The organism is Paracoccus jiaweipingae (assembly GCF_044335505.1).
Lineage (GTDB): Bacteria > Pseudomonadota > Alphaproteobacteria > Rhodobacterales > Rhodobacteraceae > Paracoccus.
This window is the reverse complement of the sequence record NZ_JBISBS010000007.1, coordinates 15,185-35,662: the sequence shown is the minus strand read 5'-3', so window position 1 is coordinate 35,662 and position 20,478 is coordinate 15,185. Positions and strand designations below refer to the sequence as shown.

Annotated in this window: 20 protein-coding genes; 5 read left to right on the top strand and 15 right to left on the bottom strand. The window is 65.4% G+C overall.

Annotated elements, in window-relative coordinates; translation table 11 throughout:
- Window positions 1-111: 111 nt before the first annotated feature.
- Window positions 112-1,689, bottom strand: coding sequence for a lysine--tRNA ligase (locus ACFXP9_RS12105; protein WP_397205161.1), 1,578 nt, complete (start codon window positions 1,687-1,689; stop codon window positions 112-114).
- Window positions 1,690-1,796: 107 nt separating this feature from the next.
- Between ACFXP9_RS12105 and ACFXP9_RS12100 the strand changes: the two genes are divergently transcribed.
- On the top strand, window positions 1,797-2,219 hold the full coding sequence (locus ACFXP9_RS12100) for a tellurite resistance TerB family protein (protein WP_397205163.1): 423 nt from the start codon (window positions 1,797-1,799) through the stop codon (window positions 2,217-2,219).
- Window positions 2,220-2,230: 11 nt separating this feature from the next.
- Here ACFXP9_RS12100 and ACFXP9_RS12095 read toward each other — a convergent pair whose 3' ends face one another.
- The 5 genes from ACFXP9_RS12095 to ACFXP9_RS12075 form a co-directional block, all read right to left on the bottom strand.
- Window positions 2,231-3,670 (bottom strand): D-alanyl-D-alanine carboxypeptidase, encoded by a 1,440-nt coding sequence (locus tag ACFXP9_RS12095; protein ID WP_397205165.1) that lies wholly within the window; start codon window positions 3,668-3,670, stop codon window positions 2,231-2,233.
- A complete protein-coding gene (locus ACFXP9_RS12090; RefSeq protein WP_397205167.1) occupies window positions 3,663-4,331 on the bottom strand; it encodes a nicotinate-nucleotide adenylyltransferase in 669 nt (222 codons plus the stop codon). Before ACFXP9_RS12090 ends, ACFXP9_RS12095 begins: the two co-directional genes overlap by 8 nt.
- A complete protein-coding gene (locus ACFXP9_RS12085) occupies window positions 4,328-5,323 on the bottom strand; it encodes a diguanylate cyclase domain-containing protein (RefSeq protein WP_397205169.1) in 996 nt (331 codons plus the stop codon). The genes ACFXP9_RS12090 and ACFXP9_RS12085 overlap by 4 nt, the downstream gene beginning before the upstream one ends.
- Complete coding sequence (locus ACFXP9_RS12080) at window positions 5,313-5,858, bottom strand: heme NO-binding protein (protein ID WP_397205171.1); 546 nt, start codon at window positions 5,856-5,858, stop codon at window positions 5,313-5,315. The genes ACFXP9_RS12085 and ACFXP9_RS12080 overlap by 11 nt, the downstream gene beginning before the upstream one ends.
- Window positions 5,859-5,925: 67 nt before the next feature.
- Window positions 5,926-6,204 carry a DUF3572 family protein gene (locus tag ACFXP9_RS12075; RefSeq protein ID WP_397205173.1) on the bottom strand — a complete coding sequence of 93 codons (279 nt, stop codon included), beginning with the start codon at window positions 6,202-6,204 and terminating at the stop codon, window positions 5,926-5,928.
- A 79-nt stretch (window positions 6,205-6,283) separates the two neighbouring features.
- Between ACFXP9_RS12075 and ACFXP9_RS12070 the strand changes: the two genes are divergently transcribed.
- The 3 genes from ACFXP9_RS12070 (at window position 6,284) to ACFXP9_RS12060 (ending at window position 8,892) form a co-directional block, all read left to right on the top strand.
- On the top strand, window positions 6,284-7,648 hold the full coding sequence (locus ACFXP9_RS12070) for a diguanylate cyclase (protein ID WP_397205175.1): 1,365 nt from the start codon (window positions 6,284-6,286) through the stop codon (window positions 7,646-7,648).
- A 169-nt stretch (window positions 7,649-7,817) separates the two neighbouring features.
- Window positions 7,818-8,252, top strand: a complete 435-nt coding sequence (locus tag ACFXP9_RS12065; protein ID WP_397205777.1) for a DUF983 domain-containing protein — start codon at window positions 7,818-7,820, stop codon at window positions 8,250-8,252.
- A gap of 7 nt (window positions 8,253-8,259) precedes the next feature.
- Entirely contained in the window at window positions 8,260-8,892 is a 633-nt protein-coding gene (locus ACFXP9_RS12060) for an NUDIX hydrolase (protein ID WP_397205177.1), read from the top strand.
- Here the strand turns inward: ACFXP9_RS12060 and ACFXP9_RS12055 are convergent.
- The 8 genes from ACFXP9_RS12055 to ACFXP9_RS12020 all read right to left on the bottom strand — a co-directional run bounded on the left by ACFXP9_RS12055 (window position 8,889) and on the right by ACFXP9_RS12020 (window position 18,242).
- The gene (locus ACFXP9_RS12055) at window positions 8,889-9,662 is read right to left on the bottom strand and encodes an enoyl-CoA hydratase-related protein (RefSeq protein ID WP_397205179.1); all 774 of its coding nucleotides are present in this window, start codon (window positions 9,660-9,662) and stop codon (window positions 8,889-8,891) included. The two genes, ACFXP9_RS12060 and ACFXP9_RS12055, sit on opposite strands and share 4 nt — an antisense overlap.
- Window positions 9,663-9,729: 67 nt before the next feature.
- The gene (locus ACFXP9_RS12050) at window positions 9,730-10,185 is read right to left on the bottom strand and encodes a cytochrome c-type biogenesis protein (protein WP_397205181.1); all 456 of its coding nucleotides are present in this window, start codon (window positions 10,183-10,185) and stop codon (window positions 9,730-9,732) included.
- Window positions 10,182-12,143: a heme lyase CcmF/NrfE family subunit gene (locus tag ACFXP9_RS12045; RefSeq protein WP_397210240.1), complete on the bottom strand. Its 1,962-nt coding sequence runs from the start codon at window positions 12,141-12,143 to the stop codon at window positions 10,182-10,184. Before ACFXP9_RS12045 ends, ACFXP9_RS12050 begins: the two co-directional genes overlap by 4 nt.
- Window positions 12,144-12,246: 103 nt before the next feature.
- Window positions 12,247-12,780, bottom strand: a complete 534-nt coding sequence (locus ACFXP9_RS12040) for a holin family protein (RefSeq protein ID WP_397205185.1) — start codon at window positions 12,778-12,780, stop codon at window positions 12,247-12,249.
- The gene (locus tag ACFXP9_RS12035) at window positions 12,771-13,382 is read right to left on the bottom strand and encodes a holin-associated N-acetylmuramidase (RefSeq protein ID WP_397205187.1); all 612 of its coding nucleotides are present in this window, start codon (window positions 13,380-13,382) and stop codon (window positions 12,771-12,773) included. The genes ACFXP9_RS12040 and ACFXP9_RS12035 overlap by 10 nt, the downstream gene beginning before the upstream one ends.
- 87 nt (window positions 13,383-13,469) lie before the next feature.
- Window positions 13,470-13,919 carry a cytochrome c maturation protein CcmE gene (gene ccmE / locus ACFXP9_RS12030; RefSeq protein ID WP_397205189.1) on the bottom strand — a complete coding sequence of 150 codons (450 nt, stop codon included), beginning with the start codon at window positions 13,917-13,919 and terminating at the stop codon, window positions 13,470-13,472.
- Window positions 13,920-13,937: 18 nt separating this feature from the next.
- Window positions 13,938-14,750, bottom strand: a complete 813-nt coding sequence (locus ACFXP9_RS12025; RefSeq protein WP_397205191.1) for a glutamate racemase — start codon at window positions 14,748-14,750, stop codon at window positions 13,938-13,940.
- An 87-nt stretch (window positions 14,751-14,837) separates the two neighbouring features.
- Window positions 14,838-18,242, bottom strand: coding sequence for an indolepyruvate ferredoxin oxidoreductase family protein (locus ACFXP9_RS12020; RefSeq protein ID WP_397205193.1), 3,405 nt, complete (start codon window positions 18,240-18,242; stop codon window positions 14,838-14,840).
- 169 nt (window positions 18,243-18,411) lie between these two features.
- Here ACFXP9_RS12020 and ACFXP9_RS12015 point away from each other — a divergent pair, with 169 nt between their 5' ends.
- Window positions 18,412-19,317: a LysR family transcriptional regulator gene (locus tag ACFXP9_RS12015; RefSeq protein WP_397205195.1), complete on the top strand. Its 906-nt coding sequence runs from the start codon at window positions 18,412-18,414 to the stop codon at window positions 19,315-19,317.
- Between the two features lie 273 nt (window positions 19,318-19,590).
- Here the strand turns inward: ACFXP9_RS12015 and ACFXP9_RS12010 are convergent, their stop codons facing one another.
- Complete coding sequence (locus ACFXP9_RS12010) at window positions 19,591-20,451, bottom strand: universal stress protein (protein WP_397205197.1); 861 nt, start codon at window positions 20,449-20,451, stop codon at window positions 19,591-19,593.
- Window positions 20,452-20,478 lie beyond the last annotated feature (27 nt).

Sequence of the window (20,478 nt, the reverse complement as noted above, 5' to 3'; positions counted from 1 at the left end):
TCTTTTTTGGCCCCATACCCAAACACTGCCACAAAACCCTGAAAAAACCGTTAAGCGGATTCAAAAAAGGCGGGACATATCCCGCCTTTTTTCTACCCTGTCCTGCCTGTGTCAGACCAGCTCGCCCGCAAGTGCCCTGTCGATCAGATCTTGCGTTTCCCTGATCCCGTAAAGCGCGATGAAGCCACCAAAACGTGGCCCCTGATCGGCCCCCAGTAACACCTGATACAACGCCGAAAACCAATCGCGCAGCGGCTCGAACCCATGCGCCTTGCCAACGGCAAACACCATGCTTTGCAACGCTTCCGCATCCACCGGCCCGTCCCAGGCAGCCAGCTTGTCGCGCAGATCTGTCAAAGCCGCACGCTCGACATCATTGGGCAGGCGGAACTGACGCTGCGGGGCCACGAAATCCTGGAAATAGCGCACGGCAAAACCCGCCGCCGCATCCAGATCAGGGTGGGTTTCGGGACTGGCCTCGGGCGCATAGCGGCGAATAAAGCCCCACAGCCCGTCTTTATCAGTGGCACCAGCCACCGAAGCCAGATTCAGCAGCATCGCGAACGGCACCACCATTTTCGATTCCGGCACATCCCCGCCATGAATATGCCAGACCGGGTTGGCCAGTTGCTGATCCACCGATTGCCCGGCATAGGCCCGCAATTGCTGATGATATTCGTCCACGGCCTTTGGAATGACGTCAAAATACATGCGCTTGGCCGTTTTCGGCTTCTGATACATGAAATAAGACAGGCTCTCGGTCGCGGCATAGGTCAGCCATTCGTCAATCGACAAGCCGTTCCCCTTGGATTTGCTGATCTTCTGCCCATGCTGATCCAGAAACAGTTCATAGGTGAAATGCTCGGGCTTACGACCGCCCAGAATTTCGCAGATCCGGTCATAGATCGGGGTATTGGTGGAATGATCCTTGCCATACATCTCGAAATCGACATCCAGCGCCGCCCAGCGCGCGCCGAAATCGGGCTTCCACTGCAATTTGACCTGCCCGCCGGTGACCGGCAGGGTCATTTCCTGCCCGTCCTCGTCGTCAAAAGTGATCGTGCCATTCTTGGCGTCGACATGCCTGATCGGCACATACAACACCCGCCCGGTTTTGGGGCTGATCGGCAAAAAGCAGCTATAGGTCTGCTGACGCTCTTCACGCAGACTGGCCAGCATGACCTCCATGATCTGGTCATATTTCTCGGCGGCACGCAGCAGCGTTTCGTCAAACTGGCCGGATTTATAGAAATCGGTGGCGCTGATGAATTCGTATTCGAAACCAAACGTGTCCAGAAACCGCCGCAGCATCGCGTTATTGTGATCGCCAAAGCTGGGATATTGCCCAAACGGGTCAGGCACCGTGGTCAGCGGTTCCTGCAAATGGCCGCGCAGCATATCGGTCTGCGGCACGTTATCTGGCACTTTGCGCATCCCGTCCATATCGTCGGAAAAACAGAACAGACGCGTGGGGATGTCGCTGATCATCTCGAACGCGCGCCGGATCATCGTGGTGCGGGCGACCTCTCCGAACGTGCCGATATGCGGCAGCCCCGACGGGCCATAGCCGGTCTCGAACAGCACATACCCCTTTTCCGGCGGCTTCTTCTCGTAACGTTTCAGCACCCGGCGCGCCTCTTCGAAAGGCCAGGCCTTGCTCTTCATGGCGGCATCGCGCAGCGCGGTCATCTTTGCATCTCCGTTACGGAATATGGGGAAGTGTTCAAACCGCCCCCGTATTGAACAAATCCCCGATCGTCAATAATCTGCCCCGATCTGAACCGGGGATTGACGCCATGACCTTCGACCTGCCCTCGCTGTCGCATTGCGATGCCCTTGTGGCCCTGATGGTCGCGGTGTCGGCCTCTGACAGCAATATCCGCACCTCCGAACTGATCGCCATCGAACGGATCGTCGACCACACCCCGATCTTTGCCACCTACGATATCGACCGCATCCGCGCCGTTTCGCAAACCGTCATCTCGCTCTTTGAAGAAGAGGACGGCCTTGCCGCTTTTTTCGGACTGATCCGCGAAAGCCTGCCGGATATTCTGTTCGACACCGCCTATGCGCTGGCCTGCGACGTGGCGGCTGCCGATGGCCGCCTGACCGATGCCGAGGCTGAGATGCTGGCCGAAATCCGGGCCGAGCTGGATATCGACCGGCTTCATGCCGCAGCGATCGAACTGGCAGCCAAGGCCCGCCACCGCCAGATCTGACGCCACAGCCATTACCCCGCCCCCTCTGGCAAAGGCGGCGTCACTGCCTGCCGCTGGCGACGGCTCAGCGCCATTGCCCAGCTATCCACCATCTGTTGCTGCATCGCCTTCGCCGCCCCCGTCCAGCCCAGAACCCCACCCGGCAGATCCCGACCCGAGCTTTCCCGATGGCGCAGCGGATCGGTGCAAAAAATCGCAAAAACCGCCATATCCCCGCCAGCCTGAACATACCCCGCCAGGTTCGAGACGAAATTCAGCGTTCCCGTTTTCGCCAACAGGCCAGCACCGGCCCAGCCGGACGCCGCTTTGGGCCAGACCGCCCCGGACTTAAGCAACCCCGCAAGTCCCTGCCTCCGCCCGGCGCCCTCCAGCAGCGCCACCATCGCCCGCGCCGTGACCCGGCTTTGGGCCGACAAACCGGAATGGTCGGCACAGACCAGACCCTGCGCGCCCTGACCGGCAGCCCAGTCCCGCATTGCCCGCCCCGATGCCGCCAGATCCGGCGCGCCGCTGGCGGCAAGCCCGACCGCCTCGGCGGTCAGATTGGTCGAATAGGCCAGCATATCCCTCAGGATATCTGACAAAGGCACACTGTCGATCCGCGCCAGTTCATCGCCCTCGGGCAGCTCCGTCACAACCTCAGGGCGTGGCAGCCCCAGTCCCCGCGCCCGGCACAGCGTCTGAAACACATCCCCGGCATAAAGCGCCGGCTGGCGCACCGGCAGCCAGCGACGCCCTTGCTGTCCCAGCATCCAGCGCGGCAGGCTCCAGTGCTCGCCCTGCGGGGTCTGGTGATGGCTGATCGGCCCGCCCCCCAGACCAGCCGACACAGTCCACGCCTTGGGGCGGTGGCGTTGCGCACTGGCCTGAAGCTCGAAACGACAGGATGACTGACAATGCCAGCTTAATTCGACACGGTTGAAATTCAGCATGATCCCGGACACAGCCGGGTTATAGGCCAGATATTCGGGCTGACCCGGCGCGATCTGCGGCAGATGCGGCAGCGCACCATCCCAGACCAGCAGCTGGCGAACCCCTTCGGGCCGCAGCGCGGCCAGCCGCGCGGCCAGAACGGCCAGCCCATCACTGTCCAGAACCGGATCGCCACCCCCCGCCAGAATCAGCGTATCACCCTTGCGCAGCACCCGCGTGGCAAAGCGGTGGCCGGCCCCCAGCCGGTCCAGCGCGAAAAGCGCGGTGACGATTTTCAGCGTGCTGGCCGGCGCGAAGGCCTGATCCTGTGACTGTGCCGCCAGAACCCGGCCATCGCCCGCCAACGCCAAACAGCCGACGTGCCCCGAGAACGCCTGAGCCGACAACAGATCGTCCAGCCGTGGCGGCGGGGCGATCGGCGGCCACAGTGATTGCCGCAACGGCTCCGCACGCACCCCCATCCCTGACAGGCACAGCCCTGCCCCCCACAAAAACGCACGTCGCGACGGTTCAGCCATCACCCACAACCTTGTGCCGCATCGCCGGTCCCGCGGCTGTCCAGTCCTGCCCATCGCGCGCCAGCTGCGCCCGGATCCGCGTCGACGACTGCCCCGACATTGGCACGTTTATCATCGCCCAGGCCGGTGGCCGCGCCGCGCCAAGCCCGCGCACCGCCTGTCCGCGCAACTGCGACTGCCACAAGACCCGCGCCGCCGGTGAACGCCGCGCCGCCATACGCGACCCCGGTCGTGCCAACACCCCGATGGGCACCCGTGCCGCGATGCCGCGCCAATCCTCCCACAAATGGAACTGGGCCAGATTATCGGCGCCCATCAGCCAAGTGAAACGCAGCGCGGGGCACAGGTTCTGAAGCGCGGTAATGGTGTCGATGGTGCGCCGCGTGTTCAGCCGGGCCTCGATATCGGTTACAAAAATCCGCGGATCGCGGGCCACCACACGCGCCCAGTCCATCCGTGCCGCCAGCGCAGCCGGCCCACGCGCCTTCAGCGGATTGCCCGGCGACACCAGCCACCACACCCGGTCCAGACCGAAACGGACCAGCGCCTGTTGGCTGATCGCCAGATGCGCGGCATGTGCCGGATCAAACGACCCGCCCAACAGCCCGACACGCATCCCCGGCACCGTTACCGGCAGGGCCGATCTGATGTTGACCGTCATCCGTCAGGCACCTCCAGAAAGCCCGCGCGCCCGCGCCCGGCACGCTTGGCATCATACAGCGCGGCATCCGCATCGGCAGACATGCGCTGCGGATCAGGCATCGCATAATCGGTCGAAATCGCAATGCCAAGGCTGGCCGAAATCTGACAGACCCCCTCGGTCAGATGGATCGGCTTTTCGATATCCGCGATCAGGCGCCGCGACAGGCGTGTCAGATCGGCCCGGTTGCACAGACCCGACAGGATCAGCGTGAATTCATCGCCACCGATGCGCGCCACCGTGTCCACGCTGCGCAGCGCATGGCGCAGAATGCCGGCAACATGGCGCAGCACACTGTCCCCGGCGGCATGACCGAAGGTGTCATTGACCTGTTTGAACAGGTCCAGATCCAGATGAACCAAGGCAAATCCCGGACCGCCCCCGGCGCTGTGATGCACAGCCCTCGCCAGCGCCTCGTCAAGGGCGCGGCGGTTGGCCAACCCGGTCAGCGGGTCGCTTTGGGCATCGCGTTCCGCAGCGATCCGCGCCTGTTCCAGTTGGTGATTGTGATGCGCCAGCTCATCCATGACGGCGCTGTTGGCCTCTTGCAGGAACAACAGCTCCATCGCCAGTTCCGAGGGCGCAAAATCGGCATCCGTCAGCGCCGCCGTCCTGACCGCATCCCGCAGCCCGACAGCAAAGCCGAAATTCAGCAACAGCGCCCCCGAAGCCAGCCGGACACCATGCCCGCGCATTTCATCAAGATCCAGACCGCGCAGCCGCAGAAACAGCCGCGCCCCAGACCCGATCGCCGCCGCCAGCGCGGGCATGTCGCGGATCTGGCCACTGCTGGTGCGCAAAAACCAGTCGGTGCCAAAACGGCTGTGACCGGGAAAGAACCGCGCTGCGGTGCGCCCGGTGCCGGTTATGCGCCCGCTGGCATTCAGCCGCAGATGCATCGGCATCAGCACCGCCAGCGCCGCGTCGTCCAGCACGATCCGCTCAGGCGACATCGCTGACCAGGTCAAATCCGCGCCCGGACACGAAACGATCCAGCGACACATCCACCATCACCGTGCTGCCCTCGACCGAGACCAACGCCAGCGAGCCATAATCATCGGCCATGGCCCGCACCATTCCGGCCAGAAAATGCGCCCAGATGTCCGCCCCTTCCACAACCAGTTGCTGCGGCCCTTCGCCCTGCGGCACCACCCGGACGCGGGGCGGCGCATTGGCCGGCAACACCATCCGCACCCGGCCCGGCAATTCCCCAAGTGCAGCGATGAAATCGCGAAACTCTGCCCCGCTGAAGCGCAGCAAGCGGCGCACGGCCTCGTGCCGGGCCAGCCAGGCGGCCCAATCCTCGGTCAATTCCTCGACCGGTTTGTGTAATTGCGCCCCCGCCGCCTGTAACAGCGGCAACACAAAGCCCATTGCATCCCCGTCTATGGCCTGCCGGTCCGGCGCGGCACCCGTCCCTTCAGCGAAGGTCCGGCCATATGTATGGCGCAAAAATGCCTCGACCGAGCGGCTGAGAAAACTGATCATGACGCCTCCTTGCCCCACCGGCTTAGCGCCAAGACGTTAAAATTCCCTCAACCGCAGCGATCTTTTTTCAAAAATCCGACCCGACACGCTGTGAAAGCACGGCCTGCGCCTGCAAGACCTGCTGTGCGGGCACGCCGCAGACCTGCGCAAAGGCCAGCACCTGCTGGTCCGATTGCAACAGGAAATCCAGCACCGATTCGCCAAATTCTGCCCGCCCGATCTGGTCGCGCAATTGCCCCGCATCCAGCCCGCTGGCCCCCAGAAAGCCCGCCAGAGTCTCGGGGTCATCGGCCAGAAACAAGAAGGCCTGTTGCGCCAGATCCAGGGCCGCCTGTCGTGAAATCATCTGTTCATCCCGGTTCTGGAAACCTTTTGTTAACCTTTTTGCGCCATCTTCGTCCGGGAAGCGAGTCCCCGAGGGCATGATGGCATCGACCGTTCTGATCTGCGACCCCGATCCCGCGCGCCGAATCATGATGAAGGTGCGTCTGGCCGCCGCCAGTCACGAAACCACGACCGCGACCTCGCTGGCCGAGGCCGGGCGCCGCATCGTGGCGCAGCAACATGACGCGGTGCTGGTGATGGCGGGTCTGGACGGGATGTCGCGCGCCCAGACCTGCGCGGTGCTGGCGGGTCTGGGCCAGCCCAACCTGCTGGTGCTGGCCGACCCGCCCGAGGAACTGGCCTGCCTTCACGCCGGCGCCGAAACCGTCCTGCCCCCCAAAGGCGACGAAATGGCCATCTTTGCGCGGCTGCGCGCCTGCCTGCGTAATCGCCAGCCCCCCGCCGCAATGCCCGAAGAGGCCCCGCCTGCCCCCCTTGCCCCGCCCGCGCGGCCCCGGATCACCCTGCTGGCCCCCGACCGGGTCACCGGGCTGAACTGGAAGCGCCACCTGTCGCGCAGCTGCCCCGCCGATTTTACCCTTGCCGCCCCAGACGAGGTTCTGGCCTCGGTCGCCCATGGCCGCGCCGCCGACCTTTATCTGCTGGCCAGCACGCTTGACAGCCCCGGCGACGGGCTGCGGCTGCTGGCAGAATTGCAGGCCCGCCCGGCCTCGCGCGGGGGGGTGTGTCTGGTCGCCACCCGGCAAGACAACGACCCGCTGGTGCCGGTGGCGCTGGATCTGGGCGCCGCCGACATCGTCAGGATCGACCCTGACAGCCCAGAAAACGCCGAAATCGCCGCCCTGCTAATTGCCCGCCACCTGCACCGCAAACACCAGCGCGACGCGATGCAGGCGCGCACCCGGCAACAGCTTCAGCTGGCCTATATCGACCCGCTGACCGATACCGCCAACCGCCGCGCCGCCATGCCCGCGCTGCGCCGGGCGCTGGCGACACCGCTGCCGCAGGGGACCGGCATTCTGGCGCTGGATCTGGACCATTTCAAATCGGTCAATGACCGCTATGGCCACCCCGCCGGCGATGCCGTCCTGCGCGAGGCCGCGCGCCGTCTGGCCCGCTGCCTGCCCGAGGATGCGCTGCTGGCGCGGATCGGCGGTGAAGAATTCATGGTCCTTCTGCCCGGCCATTCCGCCGCGCAAACCCTTGATCTGGCACATGATCTGTGCACCGCCATCCGCACCCGCCCGTTCGAGGTGCCCCAGCCCCAGGGCAGCACCCGGATCGCGGTGACGGTTTCGGTCGGGGTCAGCCATCAGCGCGCCGGCCACCCGGCAACCGGCACCGACCCCGAGGCCGCGCTGGGATGCGCCGACCGTGCGCTGATGGCGGCCAAACAGGGCGGTCGCAACCGGGTGATGACCGACGACCCCGCGCAGGCCGCCTGAGGTCACACCCGCTTTCGTCCCCCGGCGCGTCCCACCGGCCCGCCGCGGCGCATCAGACATCGCCGCCACGCGGGACAGGGCCGCGACAGGACCGCGGATGGGCTTGTCAAACCCGCCGCCAGACCGCATCCTGCCCCAACCCAACCGGTTTCACAGCGACAGGCCAGACATGATCGACCCCGATCCCCAGACCCACCGCGCCAGTTCCGCCCCGCAAGCGGATGAACGCCCGCTGGGTCAGGCCATGCGGCGCGGGGCGCTGGGGCGCTGTCCCGCCTGTGGCGAGGGTCGGCTGCTGCGCGGTTATCTGACTGTTAACGATCATTGCCCCAATTGCGGCGAGGCGCTGCACCACCAGCGTGCCGATGACGGCCCGGCCTATCTGACCATCCTGCTGGTCTCGCATCTGGGGGCGCCGCTGCTGCTGTGGGTGTTCATGCTTTACCGGCCTTCGGCGGTCTCAATGCTGATCGGCTTTTCGCTGGGGGCGGTGGTGCTGTCGCTTCTGCTGCTGCCCCGCATCAAGGGCGCCATGATCGGCTGGCAATGGGCGCGGCAGATGCATGGCTTTGACCGCAGCCCCCGCCCCGACACCGCTTCCTGAGGTCCCCATGACAGCCAGCGACGACAAGACCCGCATCCGCGATGCCGCCACCATCATCCTGCTGCGCCGTCAGGCGGCGGGGTTGTCGGTGCTGATGGGAATGCGCGGCGCCAAGGCGGCCTTCATGCCGTCGAAATATGTCTTTCCCGGCGGGGCCGTCGACCCCGAGGACCGCGACATGGCACCCCCGCAGGCCGATCCGCTGTGCCTGTCGCGCCTGCGCGCCGAGCCACGCGACGACAGCGACACCCCGCCCGAGGCGCTGCTGAACGCCGCGCTGCGTGAACTGCACGAGGAAACCGGCCTGCATCTGCGCGACGGCGCGGCGGCGCTGCGCTTTGTGTTCCGCGCCATCACCCCGCCGGGCCGGCCACGCCGGTTCGATGCGCGCTTCTTTGTCGGGGACGCGGCACAGATCACCGGCGATCCTGACGATTTTTCCGCCGCCTGTGACGAACTTTCGCATCTGCACTGGGTGCCGATGTCACAGGCGCGGGCGCTGAACCTGCCCTTCATCACCGAGGTCGTGCTGGCCGAGGTCGACGCCCTGGCCCGGCGCGGGGCGGCGCTGATGCCGCCGCCAACCGTGCCTTTCTTTGACAATCGCGGCCACCAGCCGCGTTTCGTGCAACTGCCTTAACGACCGCCAAAGCGCGGCGGGCGTTTTTGCAGAAATGCCATCACACCTTCGCGGAAATCGGCGCTGGACCCGGCCTTATCCTGCAAATCGGCCTCAAGCGCCAGTTGCGCGTCCAGATCATTCACCGCCGATTGCCGCAGCGCCTGCCGGATCGACAGGAAACACCCGGTCGGGCCATCGGCCAGATGCCGCGCCCGCGCCGCCACACCGGCGACGAATTCGTCATCGGGCAGCACCTCATAGATCAGCCCCCAGTCGGCGGCCTGCTGCGCGCTGATCTTGTCGGCAAACAGCATCATCCCCATGGCACGGGCATGGCCCACGGCGCGCGGCACGAACCACGTCCCGCCCGCATCCGGGATCAGCGCGATTTTCGAAAACGCCTGCACAAAGGCCGCAGATTGCGCCGCGATCACCACATCGGCCACCAGCGCCAGATTGGCCCCCGCCCCTGCCGCGATGCCATTGACCGCTGCAATCACCGGCACCGGGCAATCGGTAATCGCGCGCAGCATCGGCTCGTATTCGCGGCGCAGCGTGCCGCCGATATCCGCCGCCGCCGATGCATCGGTCAGATCCTGCCCCGAACAGAACCCGCGCCCCGCGCCGGTCAGCACCACACAGCCCAGACCGGCAGGCAGCGTGGTCAGCACCTTGGTAATCTCGGCCCGCATCTGGCTGTTCAGGGCATTGATCATCTCGGGGCGGTTCAGCACCAGCGTGCCAATCCCGTCCGCAACATCAAAGCGGATGGTGGTGTAATCGCTCATCTCGTCCCTCCTTGGTTGGGGGACAGATTGACCTGCGCGGAAAGGATGGGCAAGCGATGCCCCGACGTCACCGGTCGCACAGAATGCGGTCCAGCTCGGCCTGTTCGGCCTCGGTCAGGGGGGCGACCTGATCGTCGCTGCGCCGCGCACGGACATAGCGCCAGCCCAGAAGCAGCGCCACCAGCGCCATCACCGGCCCGGCCAGCCACAGGATCAGGTTGATGCCGCTGGGGCGCGGATCGAACAGCACGAATTCCCCGAACCGGTCGGTCACAGCGTCGATCACCTGCGCATTGCTGTCACCCGCAACCAGCCGTTCGCGCACATACAGCCGCAGGTCACGGCTGATCGCGGCATTCGAATCGTCGATGGATTCGCCCTGACAAACCGGACAGCGCAAATCGCGCGAGATCTCGCGCGCCCGCTGCTCCAGCGCCGGGTCGGGCAAAACCTCATCCGGCTGAACCGCCGCGGCGGGGCCGCAGATCAGCGCCAGCAGCGCCAGCAGATAAAGCCGCTTCATGCCACCACCCCCGCCTGACGACGCGCGCGCCGTTCCCCGGCGGCCACCCGCCAGCGCCGGTCCGACAGGCTGACCAGCCCGCCAAGCGCCATCAGCGCCGAGCCAAGCCACAGCCAGCCCGCGAAAGGCTTGACATAGGCGCGCACCGCCCATCCGCCATTTTCCTGCGCATCCCCGATCACCAGATAGATATCGCGCCACAGATTGCTGTCGATCGCGGCCTCGGTGGTGGGCATGGCCTGCACCGGATAGACGCGCTTTTCGGGCTGCATCACCGCGACCGGGCTGCCATTGCGGGTCACGGTCATGGTGGCGCGGGTGGCGGTATAGTTCGGGCCGGGCTGGTCGGACACTGCGTCAAGGGTGACGTGATAAGCGCCAATATCGAACCCCTCGCCGGTTTTCAGCGTGCGGATGCTTTCCAGCTGCCACGCCGTCAACAGCGACACGCCGATAAACACCACCCCCAGACCGGCATGGGCCAGCGCCTTGCCCCAGTCGGCGCGCGGCAGGCGCAACAAACGCCCCGCGCCGCCACTGCCGGTGCGGTGCCACAGCTCGGCCCCGGCCCCGAAGATCAGCCAGGACCCCAGCCCGGCACCGATCACCGCCATGGCCGAATGCCCGGTCGAGACCGCAAAGATCGCCAGCATCGCCGCCGCCGTCAGCACCAGCGCCCCGCGCAATGGCCGGATGGCACGGGCGATATTGCCGCGTTTCCACGGCAGGATCGCGCCAATCGGCAGGACCAGCGCCAGCGCCACCATGAACGGGGTAAATGCCTGGTTAAAGAATGGCGCCCCGACCGACAGCTTGCGCCCCCAGAACAGTTCCGCAATCAGCGGCCACATGGTGCCGATGAACACCACGAAGGCCGACACCGCCAGCAGGATGTTGTTCAGCACCAGCGCCCCCTCGCGCGAGACCGGGGCAAACACGCCCCGCGCCTGCATCTGTGCCGCCCGCGCCGCATAAAGCGTCAGCCCGCCGCCGACAAACACCGCCAGAATCGCCAGAATGAACACCCCCCGCGCCGGATCGCTGGCAAAGCTGTGGACAGATGTAATCACCCCCGACCGCACGATGAACGTCCCGATCAGCGAAAAGCCAAAGCCTATGATCGCCAGCAGGATGGTCCAGCTTTTCAGCACCTCGCGCTTTTCGACCACGATGGCCGAATGCAACAGCGCGGCGGCCAGCAGCCACGGCATGAAGGACGCGTTTTCCACCGGGTCCCAGAACCAGAACCCGCCCCAGCCCAGTTCGTAATAGGCCCACCACGACCCCAGCGCGATGCCGATGGTCAGAAACACCCATGCCGCCAGCGTCCAGGGCCGCACCCAGCGCGCCCATGCGGCATCGACCCGCCCCTCGATCAGGGCGGCAACGGCAAAGGAAAATGCCATGCTTAACCCGACATAACCCAGATACAGGAAGGGCGGGTGAAAGGCCAAACCGGGGTCTTGCAACAGCGGGTTCAGGTCTCGCCCGTCAAACGGCGCGATTTCAAGCCGCGCGAACGGGTTCGAGGTCAGCAGGATAAAGGCGTAAAACGCCGCCCCGATGGCCGCCTGCACCCCCAGCACCCGCGCCCGCAAACTGGGTGGCAGGTTGTCGCCAAACACCGCCGCCGCCGCGCCGAACAGCGCCAGAATCAGCACCCACAGCAGCATCGACCCCTCGTGGTTGCCCCACAGGCCGGACACTTTATACAGCATCGGCTTGGCGGAATGCGAATTGGCAAACACCACCTGCAACGAAAAATCCGAGGTCACAAAGCCATGCATCAGCGCCGCGAAGGCCAGCCCGCACAGCCCGAACTGGGCCACGGCGGCAGGGCGCGCCATATCCATCCAGACCGGCCAGCGCCGGGCGGCGCCAAGCATCGGCACGGTCATCTGAAACAATGCCACGCCAAAGGCGAGGATCAGGGCGAAATGGCCTAGCTCGGCAATCATGCTGGGGTCTCCTGTTCTGGCGCGCAGCTTAACCGCGCGGGCCGGATGAAAAAAGCCCCCGCACAGGCGGGGGCTGTCACAAATCGTCGCGCGGGGCCAATAGTCAGCCGCGCCGGGCCGCCCAATCGCGCAGCGCCGCGTTATCGGCAAAATCGTCAGACGCGGGCGTGCCGGTAAAGGCCGCCGGATCGGGCGCCGGGTCGGCGGGCGCATCCGGCGCGGCGGGGCGGCGGGCGATCTGGCGCAGCCGCAGGTAATGCGCCTCGCGCGCGCCGAAATAGAACGACACAATCGCCCCCAGCAGCCACCACAGTGGCTCGGGCACCTGCGCCAGCCCATCCATGCGCAGCCCGAACCCCGCCGGATCGGCCATGGCGTAAACAAACAGCCCCATCGTCCCCAGCGCCAGCGCCGGGCGCGGCAGGCGGTTCATGCCATTGATAAAGCGGTCAAACCACGTCGCCGGGGCCAGCGTGAATTCGGCCTGCATCTGCGCCAGCGCATTGGCGCGCGCCTCGGCCAGCAGCTCGATCTCGCGCGTAGCGTTGGGGGTAAAGGCCCCGGCCACGTCGCTGGCCGCCCGCCCGATGGCGCCAATCGCCGGACCAGCCCCCAGAAACCTGTCGATCATGCCCATTTCGCCACCCTTTCCCGATGTTCGCGATCCGTCAGATGATAGCGCGCGCTGATGAAATGTTCGGCCCGCGTGATCCAGCCGCCCTTGCCGCCATCGCGGCGGCGGGCATATTTCCGGCTGGCCGGGCGGGCATCGGCGAGACGATAGTAATAATTGCGCCGCTCGATCCCATAGGCATCCGCGATATGGTCCGGCGCTGCGCGGGCGGCGGCCTGAACTGCGGCGATGGTGCGCGGCCCGATGACCCCGTCATCGCGCGCGTCAAACCCCATGCGCGACACCATGCGTTGCAGGATCTTCACCGCATTCGCCCCGGCATTGACATACATGTCAAACAGCCCCGGTTGCAGGGCGGCGGGCATCCGGTCCAGCCCCGGCCGCCGGAAATAATGCTGCAAGAAGATCTGCCGCGCCTGCGCCTGTGTCAGCGCCTTCACATCGGCCTTGCCGACCTGCCCGTCGCCGGTCAGGTCCAGCCCCAGCCGCCGCATCGTGCCGATCGTGACCCCATATTTCGTCGCCCCGCCCGGATCGTCGGGATCGTCGACATATCCCCCCTCGCGCGCCACGATCTGCGCCGCGATGTCCTCGACACTCAGCATTCGCACCCCCATTTTCGCCTGAAAACGGGTCACACTGTGCGGCGTCGTGGTTAAGCGGTGGTTAACGCGGCGCGCGTTGCGCGGGCCTCAGCTGGACGGGTCCTGATAGGTGCCCTGCGCCTTCAGCGTGTCGATCACCTCGCGCGGCATATAGTTTTCATCATGCTTGGCCAGCAGGCTGTCGGCACGGAACACGCCATCGACGAAATGGCCCTTGGCGATGGTGCCGGTGCCTTCGCTGAACAGGTCCGGGCGCGGCTCGGCCCCGACATAGGCGACGGGGATCTCGGTCGCGCCATCGGTCACGACGAAGGTAAAGGTCACGCCATCGCCATTCACGATGCTGCCATCCTTGACCAGCCCGCCAAGCTGAAAATATTCGTCGCCCGAGGGTGGCTCGGCCGCGACCTCGGTCGGAGAGCGATAAAGGTTGATGCCATCGCGAAACCCGTAACCGATCAGCGCCGTCGCCAGCACAAGCGCCAGCGCGGCAATAACAAGAACCTGAATGCGACGCTTTTTCTTGAGGGATTTCATACCTCAAACCCCATTTCTTTATGCTTTTTCAAAACCGACCGGGCGGCGCAGAAACTGGGTCGCCTTGGACCCGACCCGCGCCGGGTCGCCGGTGGTCAGACAACGGGACTGCTGCCCCGCACCCATCATGCCGGGATGACGCGACAGGTAATCGGCCAGGCTTTCCGCCACCAGATCGGCCTGCGAAAACACCTGCACATCGCCCCCCAGCGCCGACTGAAATGCCTTTTGCATCAGCGGGTAATGCGTGCATCCCAGAATTGCCGCCTGCGGGTGCGGCATCCGGCGCAGCAGGGCCTCGACATGCGACCGCACCAGCGCCTCGGCCAGCAATTCGTCGCCATCCTCGATCGCGTCGACAAGCCCGCCGCAGGGCTGCGCCTCGACATCGACGCCAATGGCGCGAAAGGCCAGTTCGCGCTGAAAGGCGCGGCTGGCCACCGTGGCCGGGGTGGCAAACAGCGCGACATTTTCCACCGCGACCTTGCGGGGCGGGGAATTGTCGCCCCATTGCCGTTCGGTCAGGGCCTCGATCAGCGGCACGAACACCCCCAGCACCCGCTTGTCGGCGGGCAGCCAGCGTTCCTGCATCCGGCGCAGCGCCGCGGCACTGGCGGTGTTGCAGGCCAGAATGACCAGATCACAGCCCTCGGCCCACAGCCGTTCGACACCGGCACAGGTCAGGTTGTAAATGTCATCCGCCGTGCGCACCCCATAGGGCGCGTGGGCGTTATCGCCCAGATAGACCAGCGGCAGGTCGGGCATCCGTTTCTGGATCGCGTCCCAGACCGTCAGCCCGCCAAGCCCCGAATCGAAAACCCCGACAGCCATGTCCGTCCTTTCCCTCTGATGCGTTCTCTTACGACGCGGGGGGCCGGAAGGCCATGACTTCGGTCAGGGCTGGCGGCATCGTGACATTCACTGCGCCGCCTGCTGCACCGGGTCGCCGCCATCGTTGAACCGCGCCAGCAAGGCGGCCTGACGCCCCTGCGCGGCCTGTTCGGCCCGGTCCTTGATAAAGCCATAGCCCCGCACCGACAGCGGCAATTCCGCCAGTTCGCGCGCAATATCCGTGGTGTCATCGGTCACACGCGGCAGGATGTCGCGCATCAGCGCCTCGTAATGGTCAATCGCCGCACGCTCGCGATGGCGCTCGGGCAGATAGCCGAACAGGTCCAGCGCCCCGCCGCGCAAATGCCGCATCCGCGCCAGCAGGCGAAACAGCGGCTCGATCCACGGACCAAAGTCGCGCTTGCGCGGGCGGCCATCGGCATCCAGCCCCGGCAGAACCGGCGGCGCCAGATGATAGGTGATCTTCAGGTTGTCACCCTCGAACGCCTCGGCCACGCGGTCACGGGTGGCCAGATGCAGCCGGGCGACCTCGTATTCATCCTTATAGGCCAACAGCTTGTAAAACCCCCGCGCCACCGGTGCGCGCAGGGCGGCGGGTGCCAGATCGACCAGATCGCGGAACCGTGCGGCCAGCGCGTCGTCCTGATAATCGACCAGCCGCGCCGACAGATCCGTCACCAGATCGCGCGGCACTTCGGCCACCACTGGCGGGGCCAGCAGCTTTGCCACCGCATCGGGGTCGGTGACGGCCCACCGGCCAATCTGGAACGCGCGCTGGTTTTCGGCCACCTTGGCACCGTTCAACTCGATCGCGGTCATGATCGCCTGATGGGTCAGCGGCAACAGCCCCTGCTGCCACGCCGCCCCCAGCACCAGCATGTTGGAATAGATCGAATCCCCCAACAGCCGCAGCGCCAGGCTTGAGGCGTCAAAGAACGCCACCCGGTCCCCCAGCCGCGATTGCAGCGACAGTTTCAGATCCGCCGTCGGCAGCCTGAAATCGCGGTTGCGGGTAAATTCGCCGGTGACGATCTCGTGATCATTGACCACCGCGCCGGTGCGCCCCGATGTCATCAGCCCCACGGTTTTGGCCCCGGCTGACACGACCAGATCGCCGCCAATGACGCAATCGGCCTCGCCCACGGCGACGCGGATGGCGGAAATATCGGCGGGCTGGTTGGCCAGACGCAGGTGGATATGCACCGCACCGCCCTTTTGCGCCAGACCGGCCATTTCCATCATCCCCGCGCCCTTGCCGTCAATATGGGCAGCCTGCGCCAGCACCGCCCCGATGGTGACAACGCCGGTGCCGCCAACACCGGTAATCACCACGTTATGCGTGCCCGTAATGGCCGGCAGTGCCGGTTCGGCCAGCGTCGGCAGGTCGAATTCCGCCGCCTTGGGCCGGCGCGGCCGGGCGCCGCTGACGGTGACAAAGCTGGGGCAAAATCCCTTCAGGCAGGAATAATCCTTGTTGCAACTGGACTGGTCGATGGCCCGCTTGCGCCCCAGCGGCGTGTCCACCGGCACCACCGAGACACAGTTCGACTGGACCGAACAATCGCCGCAGCCCTCGCAGATATCGGTATTGATGAACACCCGCCGGTCCGGGTCAGGGAACGTGCCCTTCTTGCGCCGCCGCCGCTTTTCCGCCGCGCAGGTCTGAATATACAGAATGGCGCTGACGCCGGGCGCGTCCTCCAGCTCGGCCTGAACGGCCCGCATCTTGTCGCGGGTCTCGAACCGCAGGCCTGACGGGAAATCATGCGGGTCGACATCCTCTTTTTCGTCATACACGACGATCAGCGGCTTCACCCCCATGGCCAGCAATTCGCGCGCGATCTGCGGCGCCGTCAGCCCGCCCTCGTTGGGCTGTCCGCCGGTCATGGCCACGGCGTCGTTATACAGGATCTTGTAGGTGATATGCGTGCCCGCCGCCAAAGCCGCGCGAATCGCCATATTGCCGGAATGGTTATAGGTGCCGTCGCCAAGGTTCTGGAACACATGCTTGCGGCGCGAAAACGGCGCCTCGCCGATCCAGTTCGCGCCCTCGGCACCCATATGGGTAAAGCCCTCGGTGTCGCGGCCCATCCATTGCACCATGTAATGACAGCCGATCCCGGCATAGGCGCGCGCGCCTTCGGGCAGGCGGGTGCTGGTATTGTGCGGACAGCCCGAACAGAACCACGGCGTGCGCTGCGCGATTTCGGGCGCGTTATCGGCGCGGCGGCTGTCGGCAATGCGCGACAGACAGGCGCGCAGGCCCTCGGTGCCGCGCCCTTCCTCGATCAGGATCGCCCCCAGTTTTTCGGCAATCATCACCGGGTCCAGCGCGTATCGGGTGGGGAAAACCTCCGCATGTGTGCGGTCATGACGCCAGCCGATCACCCGGCGGCCATGGCGGTTGTCAAAGATCGCCTCTTTGACCTGCACCTCGATCAGCTTGCGCTTTTCCTCGACCACGATCACCAGATCCAGCGTCTCGGACCAGTCCTGGAAACTGCGCATATCCATCGGCCAGGTCTGCCCGATCTTATAGGTGCTGATGCCCAGACGTTCGGCCTCGGCCTGATCCAGACCCAACAGCGACAGCGCGTGAACCACGTCCAGCCAGTTCTTGCCCGCCGCGCAAATGCCGATCTTAGCATCACCCCGCCCCCAGACCTTGCGGTCAATGCGGTTGGCGCGGGCAAAAGCCTCGGCGGCAAAGCGCTTGTGGTCGATCATCCGCGCTTCCTGCACCACCGGCGTGTCGCCAAGGCGGATGTTCAGCCCGCCCTCGGGCATGGGGAAATCGGGCGGCAGGACAAAGCGCATCCGATGCGGGTCGCCATTGACGACGCTTGTCGCCTCGACCGTGTCCTTCATCGTCTTCAGCCCGGTCCACAGCCCGGAAAACCGTGACAGGGCAAAGCCATACAGCCCATAATCCAGAATTTCCTGAACCCCGGCAGGCGACAGCACCGGCATATAGGCGTCGATCATCGCCCAATCCGACTGGTGCAGAACCGTGCTGCTTTCGCCGGTATGGTCATCGCCCATCGCCATGACCACCCCGCCATGCGCGGAGGTGCCGGCCATATTGGCATGGCGCATCACATCCCCCGACCTGTCGACCCCCGGCCCCTTGCCATACCACAGCGCGAAGACACCGTCATATTTGCCCTCGCCGCGCAGTTCGGCCTGCTGGCTGCCCCAGATGGCGGTGGCAGCCAGATCCTCGTTCAGGCCGGGCTGGAACAGGACATTGCTGGCGCTCAGCAGTTTTTGCGCCTTCATCATTTGCAGGTCGACCGCCCCCAGCGGACTGCCGCGATAGCCGGTGACCAGCCCCCCCGTCACCAGCCCCGCCGCGCGGTCGCGCGCCGCCTGCATCAGCATCAGCCGCACCAGCGCCTGCGTGCCGTTCAGCAAGACCTGACCCTTGGTCAGATCGAAACGATCATTCAGCGAGAAACCCTCGACAGTCATCTGGCACCCTCCCCGTGCTGGACCCTGTTTTCCCCAGCTTAGGTCAGTTTTACTGCCATACAAGCAAAATCTTTTTGCCCGCGCCCCGTTGTGCCGGGCAGAGGCTGTGATAAGATTTGCGCTGACCGCATAGCTGCCATCACGAAATCGCTTTTATCACGAGATCACAATGGATTGGGACAAACTTCGCATCTTTCATGCGGTTGCCGATGCCGGCAGCCTGACCCATGCCGGCGACGTGCTGCATCTGTCGCAATCGGCGGTCAGCCGACAGATTCGCGCGCTTGAGGAATCGCTTGCGACGACGCTGTTTCACCGCCACGCCCGCGGCCTGATCCTGACCGAACAGGGCGAATTGCTGTTCGAGGCCACCAAGGCCATGGCCCGCAAGCTGGACACCACCGCCGCGCGCATTCGCGACAGCGAAGAAAACGTCTTTGGCGAACTGAAGGTCACCACCACCACCGGCTTTGGCACGCTGTGGCTGGTGCCGCGCCTGCACAAGCTGTATGCGCGCTATCCCGACCTCAAGATCGACCTGATGCTCGAGGAACGGGTGCTGGACCTGCCCATGCGCGAGGCCGATGTCGCCATCCGCATGAAGGAACCCAGCCAGTCCGACCTGATCCGCCGGCGTTTGCTGAACATTCGGATGCGGCTTTACGCGACCGAGGCCTATCTGGCCGATGCCGGCAGCCCGCAAACCGTGCAGGATCTGGGTGCGCACCGGGTGATCTGTCAGAACCCCAGCGTGCCGCAAGTCGCATCGGGTGCCAGCCTGTCGCAGGCGCTGCTGGCGCATAACCCGCGCTCGACCCTGATGGTGAATAATTATTTCGGCGTCTTGCAGGCGGTGCTGGCCAATATCGGCATCGGCGTCCTGCCCGATTACCTGACCGCCGATTTCCCCGGCCTTGTGCGGGTTTTCCCTGATCTGGAATCGGGCGATGTGCCGGTTTTTCTGGCCTTCCCCGAGGAATTGCGCACCTCGCGCCGGGTCTCTGCCTTCCGTGATTTCGTGCTCGAGGAAATCCAGTCGCATCGCCGCTGGCAGACCGAAGCCCAGTTGGACTGACCAAGCCATTCCATTTTCGCATAGCGGATATGCTGCTTTTTTCGGCAATCCGGGGTTGCAGGACACCGCCCCTGCCCATAGATCGGGCAGTGAAGGAAACGGCGGCTTCGCCCCTTCCCTTCAACCTCCCTGTTGGACTTACGCCGGGCTTCATGCCCGGCTTTTTTTTGCGCCACCCCCCGGCTGTCCCCTGTGATCACGGAAAAAACCCCGGCGCGCGGGCACCTGGGGTTTGTGATCACATCTGCCGGAAAGGCCCGCTGCCGGGACGGATCAGCGCACCAGCAGCACCGGAATCCGGGCCTCGCGCAGGATGGCCGTGGTGGTTGACCCCACCATCAGGTTTCGGATGCGCGAATGGCCATAGGCCCCCATGACCAGAAAATCGGCGCCGCTGTCATCCAGATGCCGCAGAATGGCGCGGTCGGGATGGGCGCGGGCCGATGCCGCGTCGATCAGCACTGTATCGGCGGCAATCCCGACCCCGGATAACAGCGCGCGGGCCTGTTCCAGCGCCTCGGCCACCGCATCGCCGCCCACACCCACCAGATCGACCGACAGCCCGCGATAGGCCGGCAGCGCCGCCGCCCGCGCCACCGCCCGCCGCGACGAGGCGCTGCCGTCACAGGCAATCGCCACCCGCGCGATATTGCGCCATTCCCGTGGTGCCATCAACACCGGCAGGCGGCTGGCGCGCACGATGCGTTCGAAATGCGACCCCAGATGCCCCTGCGCCTGCTGTGCCGACACGCCGCGTTTTCCGATCACGATCAGGTCGCTGTCGCCTTCCAGCGTGGCCACGCTGTCCAGCACATCGCCCTGTCGCAACTGTGCCGTGACCTGTTCAACCCCGGCCTGATGCAGCCGCGCCGTGGCGTCATCCAGCAGGGCACGGCCCTGTGCCATGGCGACCCTGGCGCGCTGTTCGTCCAGCGCCGCCAGTTCCCCCAGCAGCGCCGTCCGCGCCCCCAGCCGCAGCGCCCCGGACAGGTCGGCCTGCGGTGCCTCTTTGGGCGGCAGAACATGCAACAGATGCACCGGCACCCTGTTGCGCAGCGCCACCCAGGCCGACAGGTCCAGCACGGATGTCGAAAACGCCGAGCCATCAATCATGGCAATGATCTTGTCGCTCATGGTCTGTCCCTTTTCTTTTCTGCGCGC

Excerpts from the sequence above, each read along its gene's own strand:
- ACFXP9_RS12090 (WP_397205167.1), bottom strand. The coding sequence starts at position 4,331 with ATGACGGTCAACATCAGATCGGCCCTGCCGGTAACGGTGCCGGGGATG.
- ACFXP9_RS12010 (WP_397205197.1), bottom strand. The coding sequence starts at position 20,451 with ATGAGCGACAAGATCATTGCCATGATTGATGGCTCGGCGTTTTCGACA.
- ACFXP9_RS12015 (WP_397205195.1), top strand. The coding sequence starts at position 18,412 with ATGGATTGGGACAAACTTCGCATCTTTCATGCGGTTGCCGATGCCGGC.
- ACFXP9_RS12100 (WP_397205163.1), top strand. The coding sequence starts at position 1,797 with ATGACCTTCGACCTGCCCTCGCTGTCGCATTGCGATGCCCTTGTGGCC.
- ACFXP9_RS12040 (WP_397205185.1), bottom strand. The coding sequence starts at position 12,780 with ATGGGCATGATCGACAGGTTTCTGGGGGCTGGTCCGGCGATTGGCGCC.
- ACFXP9_RS12070 (WP_397205175.1), top strand. The coding sequence starts at position 6,284 with ATGGCATCGACCGTTCTGATCTGCGACCCCGATCCCGCGCGCCGAATC.
- ACFXP9_RS12055 (WP_397205179.1), bottom strand. The coding sequence starts at position 9,662 with ATGAGCGATTACACCACCATCCGCTTTGATGTTGCGGACGGGATTGGC.
- ACFXP9_RS12025 (WP_397205191.1), bottom strand. The coding sequence starts at position 14,750 with ATGGCTGTCGGGGTTTTCGATTCGGGGCTTGGCGGGCTGACGGTCTGG.
- ccmE (WP_397205189.1), bottom strand. The coding sequence starts at position 13,919 with ATGAAATCCCTCAAGAAAAAGCGTCGCATTCAGGTTCTTGTTATTGCC.
- ACFXP9_RS12060 (WP_397205177.1), top strand. The coding sequence starts at position 8,260 with ATGACAGCCAGCGACGACAAGACCCGCATCCGCGATGCCGCCACCATC.
- ACFXP9_RS12050 (WP_397205181.1), bottom strand. The coding sequence starts at position 10,185 with ATGAAGCGGCTTTATCTGCTGGCGCTGCTGGCGCTGATCTGCGGCCCC.
- ACFXP9_RS12085 (WP_397205169.1), bottom strand. The coding sequence starts at position 5,323 with ATGTCGCCTGAGCGGATCGTGCTGGACGACGCGGCGCTGGCGGTGCTG.
- ACFXP9_RS12020 (WP_397205193.1), bottom strand. The coding sequence starts at position 18,242 with ATGACTGTCGAGGGTTTCTCGCTGAATGATCGTTTCGATCTGACCAAG.
- ACFXP9_RS12035 (WP_397205187.1), bottom strand. The coding sequence starts at position 13,382 with ATGCTGAGTGTCGAGGACATCGCGGCGCAGATCGTGGCGCGCGAGGGG.
- ACFXP9_RS12080 (WP_397205171.1), bottom strand. The coding sequence starts at position 5,858 with ATGATCAGTTTTCTCAGCCGCTCGGTCGAGGCATTTTTGCGCCATACA.
- ACFXP9_RS12095 (WP_397205165.1), bottom strand. The coding sequence starts at position 3,670 with ATGGCTGAACCGTCGCGACGTGCGTTTTTGTGGGGGGCAGGGCTGTGC.
- ACFXP9_RS12045 (WP_397210240.1), bottom strand. The coding sequence starts at position 12,143 with ATGATTGCCGAGCTAGGCCATTTCGCCCTGATCCTCGCCTTTGGCGTG.
- ACFXP9_RS12105 (WP_397205161.1), bottom strand. The coding sequence starts at position 1,689 with ATGACCGCGCTGCGCGATGCCGCCATGAAGAGCAAGGCCTGGCCTTTC.
- ACFXP9_RS12065 (WP_397205777.1), top strand. The coding sequence starts at position 7,818 with ATGATCGACCCCGATCCCCAGACCCACCGCGCCAGTTCCGCCCCGCAA.
- ACFXP9_RS12075 (WP_397205173.1), bottom strand. The coding sequence starts at position 6,204 with ATGATTTCACGACAGGCGGCCCTGGATCTGGCGCAACAGGCCTTCTTG.